The organism is Kitasatospora sp. NPDC059722 (assembly GCF_042733235.1).
In the GTDB taxonomy this organism is placed as follows: domain Bacteria; phylum Actinomycetota; class Actinomycetes; order Streptomycetales; family Streptomycetaceae; genus Kitasatospora.
The window spans coordinates 1-5,706 of record NZ_JBHWGD010000193.1 but is presented as its reverse complement, the minus strand read 5'-3'; the positions used below and the strand labels follow the sequence as shown (position 1 = coordinate 5,706).

Below are 5,706 nucleotides of genomic sequence, written 5' to 3'. Positions count from 1 at the left end.
GTTTTTTTTAAAAACACCCGTTTGTCCCCCGGCGTGGGGTGGGCCGACCCCCCCCCCTCGCCCGCGGCGGCGGGCTGGTGGATGGCGACGAGGCCGGCCTCGGCCAGGTCGGCCACGAGGATGCGGGCGACACCGAGCGGCACGCCGGCCAGTGCGGAGATCTCCGCGATGGATTTGACCTCACGGCAGAGGTTGACGATCCGGGCGTGCTCGGGCAGCAGGCCGCCGGTGCGCTCGGCCGATCCCGTGGTCGAGATCAGGGCCTCGATGGCGAGCTGGTAGCGGGGCCGGGTCCGGCCGCCGGTCATCGCGTACGGGCGGACCAGCGGCTGCTGCTCGTAGCCGTCGGACTGCTGCCCGCCGTAGCCGCTGCCGTACCCGCTGCCGTACGGGCCGGCGGGTGTCGAGGGCGGGGTCATGGGTCCTCCTTGTGCTGCGGCCTCGGGCAGCAGGTTCCAGCTGGGGCGTTCCAGCTGAGGCGGGATCAGCTGCCTGAGGGTAGCTGAGGGTCGAGCGCCGGGACCGGTCGGGTCGGACCCGGCGGGGAGGTGGGACGGTGGATGGGTGGGTGCCGTGCGGGCCCCCGGTCAGTGCAGGAGACTGCCCTGGAGTTCTGCGCGGAGTGCGGGGGTGAGGACGGCGCCTGCGCGGTCGACGAGCAGGGCCATCTCGTAGCCGACGAGGCCGATGTCGGAGTCGGGGGCGGCCAGGACGGCGAGGGCGGAGCCGTCGCTGACGGCCATGAGGAACAGGAAGCCCCGTTCCATCTCGACGACGGTCTGGTTGACCTCGCCGCCCTCGAAGATCCGGCTGGCGCCGGAGGTGAGGGAGGTGAGGCCGGAGGCGACGGCGGCGAGCTGGTCGGCGCGGTCCCGGGGGAAGCCCTCGGACATGCACAGCAGGAGGCCGTCCGCGGAGACCACCACGGTGTGGGACACCCCGGGGGTGTTGTCCACGAAATTGGTGATCAGCCAGTTCAGGTTCTGTGCGGCCTGGCTCATCTGGTTCAACTCAACGCTCCTGGTGATCTGCGCCGTTGCCGTCGCTCCGGCCCCCGAAACTATCGAACCCGGGCTGCTGGGCACCATGCTGGAAGCCGGGCCGGCCGGGCTGGCCGACCTGCTCCGCGCCCGCCCGGCGGCCCTGCTGGATGCCGCGGCGGAGGTTGGTCAGCCGGCCGCGCACCTCCTCGGGGGCCCGGGAGACCTGGGGACCGGTCAGCGGGGAGGCCTCGGCGGTGCCGGAGACCAGGTTGGCCTGCGGGGTCCGCCGGGGGAGGCCGGACATCGTGACGCCGCTGGTCGAGGGCTCCCGTACCTGCTCCGCGCGGCGCCAGCGCTCGTCGTTGGCCGACGGACGCCACGGGGCGTCGCCCTCACCGGGCTGCGGCTGGCCCTGGGGGACCTGCTGCTGCGGCGCGGCCTGCTGGCCGGGCTGGCCGTGCTGGCCCTGGGGGGCCTGCTGCCGGGGCGGACGGCCCTGGGGCTCCTGCCGGACCTCCGGCGCCGACGTGCCGGGGCGGCGCGGCTGGTACGCCGGCGGCCGGGCGTCCTGCGCGGCCCACGGCTGCTGCCCGGCGCCGCCCTCGGACGAGCCGGTCGGCAGCGCCATCGGCTCCTGGCGGACGGGCTCCGGACGGGCCTGCTCCTGGCGGACCGGCTCCGGGCGCACCGGGTTCGGCACGTTCGGCAGCACCGGCTCGACCAGGCCGAGGCCCAGCGGGTCGCGCGGGTCGATCTGGCTGGCCTCGAAGCGCGGGCGGGCGAACTGCTGGGTGCTCTCGACCGGGGCCGGTTCGGCCGACGGGAGCTGGGCCTGCGGGGCCTGCTGCTGCGCGAGCTGCGGCTGGCGGTCGCGCTGCGGCGCGTCCGGGCCGGGGCGCTGCGGGCGGCGAGGACCCTGCGGACCCTGGCCGCCGGGGCCCTGCGGACCCTGCGGCCCCTGGGGACCCTGGCCGCCGGGGCCCTGCGGACCCTGCGGACCCTGGCCGCCGGGGCGGCCGGGCTGGCGGCGCTGCGGCAGGCCGTCCTGCGGGCGGTTGCCCGGGCGGGCGCCCTGGCGCGGTGCACCCGGCGCACCGGGTGCACCCGGGCGGCCGTGCTGCGGCTGCTCGCCGGTGCGGGGACCACCGTTCGGGTCGCCACCGGGGCGCGGGCGCTCCTGGCCGGGGCGGCCGGGCGCACCCTGCGGTCCGCCGGGCTGACCGGGGCCACCGGGCTGGCCGGGGCCGCCGGGCTGCTGGCCGCGGCGGGGCAGGCCGGGGCCGCCCTGCGGCGGGCCCTGGCGGCCGGGGCCGCGCTGCGGCAGGCCGCCCTGGGCCGACTGCTGCGGCTGCTGAGCCTGCTGGGGCTGCTGGCCCGGCAGACCCGGCTGACCCTGCGGGACGACCGGGTTCTCGCGGAGCGCCTTGCCGACCTGACGGGTGGGCAGGCCGCCGGTGCGTCCGCCGGGCGCACCGGGAGCGGTTGGGGCACCCGGCGCCGCCGGGGCGGCCGGACCGCCCTGGCCGAGCTGCGGGCGGCCCTGCGGGGCACCGCCGGCCGGGCCCTGGCCGAGCGCGGCCGGACCGCCCTGGCCGGCCGGCATCTGGCGCTGCTGGCGCGGCGTCGGGGCGACCCCGCGCTGCTGCTTGGCCTGCGCCGGACCGGGGCGGCCGGCGGTGCGGCGGTCGGCGGAGTTGGTGACGTCCACCGGGAGCATGACGAGCGCGGTGGTGCCGCCGGAGTCGCTGGGGCGCAGCTGGATGCGGATGCCGTGTCGCAGGGACAGGCGGCCGACCACGAAGAGGCCCATGCGGCGGGAGACGGAGACGTCCACCGTCGGCGGGTTGGCGAGGCGCTCGTTGATCTCGGCGAGGTCGTCGGGGCTCAGGCCGATGCCGGTGTCGTGGATCTCGACCAGCACGCGGCCGTCGGGCAGCGCGTGGCCGGTGACCCGGACGCGGGTCTGCGGGCTGGAGAACGAGGTGGCGTTCTCCAGCAGCTCGGCGAGCAGGTGGACGAGGTCGTTGACGACGCGGCCGGCGACCTCGGCCGACGGCACCGCGGCGAGTTCGATGCGCTCGTACTGCTCCACCTCGGACGCGGCGGCGCGGAGCACGTCGACCAGCGGGACGGGGCGGGTCCAGCGGCGGCCCGGGTCCTCGCCCGCGAGGACGAGGAGGTTCTCGCCGTTGCGGCGCATGCGGGTCGCGAGGTGGTCGAGCTTGAAGAGGTTGGCGAGCTGGTCCGGGTCCGCCTCGCGGCTCTCCAGCTCGGAGATGAGCGACAGCTGGCGCTGGATGAGGCCCTGGCTGCGGCGCGAGAGGTTGGTGAACATCGCGTTGATGTTGCCGCGGAGGAGGGCCTGCTCGGCGGCGAGGCGGACGGCCTCGCTGTGCACCATGTCGAACGCGTGGGCCACGTGGCCGATCTCGTCCGTGGAGTCGACGGCGACGGGTTCGACGGTGACGTCGACGTCGTGCGGGTCGCTCTCGGAGAGCGTCTTGACCAGCTCGGGCAGCCGCCGCTCGGCGACGTCCTCGGCCGCGGCCTGCAGGCGGGTCAGCGAGCGCACCATCGAGCGGGCGATCAGACCGGCGCCACCGAGGGCGACGAGCAGCACGAGGGCGACGGCGCCGGCGATGATCAGGGCGTCGGTGTCGGCCTGGGACTGGAGGTCCTGGGCCTTTCCGTCCAGGTTCTCCAGCAGCTTGGACTCGATCCGCTGCTCGGCCTTGATCTTGGCGGTGGCCTTCTCGTACCAGTCCTTGTAGCTGACCGGGTCGGTCTGGTGGATACCGCTCTGCTGGAGGATCGAGCGCGAGTAGCGGTCGGCGTCGGCGACGACGTTGTTGTAGCTCAGCTGCCCGCGCAGGTTGTCCAGGTCGTGCGCGGTGTAGATGTTGTTGAACGTCGTGAGCGCGTTGTCGTACGTCGTGCGCAGGCGGATGCCGAAGGACTCGTCGCTCAGGCTGAGGTCGGGGGCCTTGGGGTTGGCGAGCGCGGCGCTGATCAGGGCGCGCTGCTGCGAGGTCGCGTCCTTGGCCAGCGAGAACTGCTGGAGCGCGCGGGTCGCGACGACCAGGTCCTTGTTGTTCGACGCGAGCGCTATGTCCTGGGTGATGGACAGCAGGTCGCGGATGATCACGTCGTACGCGGTGATCGTCGACTGGATGTTCTGGTTGTTCTGGTACGGCGTGTTGCGCGCGTCCGAGATCGAGTTGAGGTCCTTGCGGATCTGGAACAGCAGCGCCTTGCCGCCGGAGAGTTCGAGGTTCTCGAACTTGTCGGAGGAGGCGGTGAAGGTCCGGCTCAGGTCGTCGGTGGTCTTGCGCGCGGAGACGATGTCGTCGTCCAGCGGGTCGCTCGGCCGGTTGGTGATCGGGCCGGCGCTGATGTCGCGCTCGGTCTGCAGCGCGTCGGCGAGGTTGGTCGCCTTCTTGGCCAGGTCGGACAGGTTGGCCATCTGGGCGAGCTGCTGCGAGGCCTGCATCGAGGTCTGGATGCGCAGGCCACCGAGGACCAGCGAGACCAGGACGGGCAGCGCGAGCAGCGCGATCAGTCGGGTCCGGATCCGCCAGTTGCGCATCGCGAGCCGGCTCAGACCGGTGGCGCGGCGCCTGGTGAGGGACGTGCGGAGCTTGTCGCGGGCGGATTTCCGGTCCTGGCTGTCCTGCTCCGGGCGGCCGGTGCCCTCGGGCGTCGGCGGTTCGGCCGGGCCACCGGGGGCCGCCGCCGGCTGGGGGGCTGCCACAGGCTCGCGCGACTCCGGGTTCCCCGCGGCGCCGCTACCCCTCTTGAAACGTCCCTGCACTGGCGTCGCAACCTCTGGACCGGGCGTCCCGCCGCGTTGCCACGGCCTGGACGGTGTCGAGTTTCCATCCGCACCCCGGCCGGTCCGGGAGAGCGGGCACCGGGGTGGACTGCTCCCTACCCACGGTCCGTGGCATTCCAGCACAGCGAGGGAATCCCAACAAGGGCCGCCGGGAACCATCGGTCACGGCTACCGACCGCGTGCGCGGTTTCACGGACTGTGCGGTAACCGGACCGGAATACCGCCTTTTTCGGACACTCGTCCGATACATGCCAACGGGACCCTAGATCGACAAGAGTCGCAGACCTGCCGGAATGCCCGGTATCGGTGTTTTGTCGGGAAATCCCGTTCCGGTGAAATGTCGGATATCGGAGATTTGCAGACCTATTTGTGAGCAAAATCACAGGCGAATGTGTAGCTTTGGTCACGGTCCCTGTGGAATGAGATCTCGTAACCTGGCTGCATCCGGAGCACGGCCCCGATCAGCCTGCCCAGAATCCCTCCGAATCAATCGGACTCACTCAGGCCGTGCCGCCGCCGTCGTGGCGCGCCCGGCCGCGAACACGAGGTGCTGACTCGATGTCCCAGGCGAAGAAGGCCACCAAGTCCACGCTGCCCTGCCGCTCCACGGCGAACCCGCGCCGGACCACGCTGGCCTCGGTCGAGGACTTCAGCAAGATCCCCGGCGCCCGCAAGCCCGAGGACAAGGCCGTCACCTACTCGACCGACCTGCCCGGCAACACCGCGAACCCGCGCCGCACCCAGCTGATGGTCGCGCCGGTGGCCGTCCCGCAGGACTGATCCCGCCCCGCGCCGCGGGGAGTGGGGGCGCCCCCGCGGCGCCGCCCGCGGGGCCGCCGCCGGGGCGCGGGGGGGGCGCCGCGGGCGGCCCCCCCCCGCCGGGCCCCGGCC

General features: G+C 73.8%; 4 protein-coding genes. 1 reads left to right on the top strand and 3 read right to left on the bottom strand.

The window, feature by feature from the left end; translation table 11 throughout:
• The 3 genes from ACFV4F_RS41965 to ACFV4F_RS41955 all read right to left on the bottom strand — a co-directional run.
• Nucleotides 1-419: DUF742 domain-containing protein (locus tag ACFV4F_RS41965; protein WP_380511041.1), on the bottom strand; the 419-nt coding region annotated here is incomplete at its 3' end.
• A 168-nt stretch (nucleotides 420-587) separates the two neighbouring features.
• The gene (locus ACFV4F_RS41960) at nucleotides 588-1,001 is read right to left on the bottom strand and encodes a roadblock/LC7 domain-containing protein (RefSeq protein ID WP_030248297.1); all 414 of its coding nucleotides are present in this window, start codon (nucleotides 999-1,001) and stop codon (nucleotides 588-590) included.
• 10 nt (nucleotides 1,002-1,011) lie between these two features.
• On the bottom strand, nucleotides 1,012-4,734 hold the full coding sequence (locus tag ACFV4F_RS41955; protein ID WP_380511038.1) for a nitrate- and nitrite sensing domain-containing protein: 3,723 nt from the start codon (nucleotides 4,732-4,734) through the stop codon (nucleotides 1,012-1,014).
• 639 nt (nucleotides 4,735-5,373) lie between these two features.
• Here ACFV4F_RS41955 and ACFV4F_RS41950 point away from each other — a divergent pair.
• A complete protein-coding gene (locus tag ACFV4F_RS41950; protein ID WP_380448663.1) occupies nucleotides 5,374-5,595 on the top strand; it encodes a hypothetical protein in 222 nt (73 codons plus the stop codon).
• Nucleotides 5,596-5,706 lie beyond the last annotated feature (111 nt).

Bases quoted from the DNA above. Each gene is read 5' to 3' on its own strand.
- ACFV4F_RS41960 (WP_030248297.1), bottom strand. From the start codon at position 1,001: ATGAGCCAGGCCGCACAGAACCTGAACTGGCTGATCACCAATTTCGTG.
- ACFV4F_RS41950 (WP_380448663.1), top strand. From the start codon at position 5,374: ATGTCCCAGGCGAAGAAGGCCACCAAGTCCACGCTGCCCTGCCGCTCC.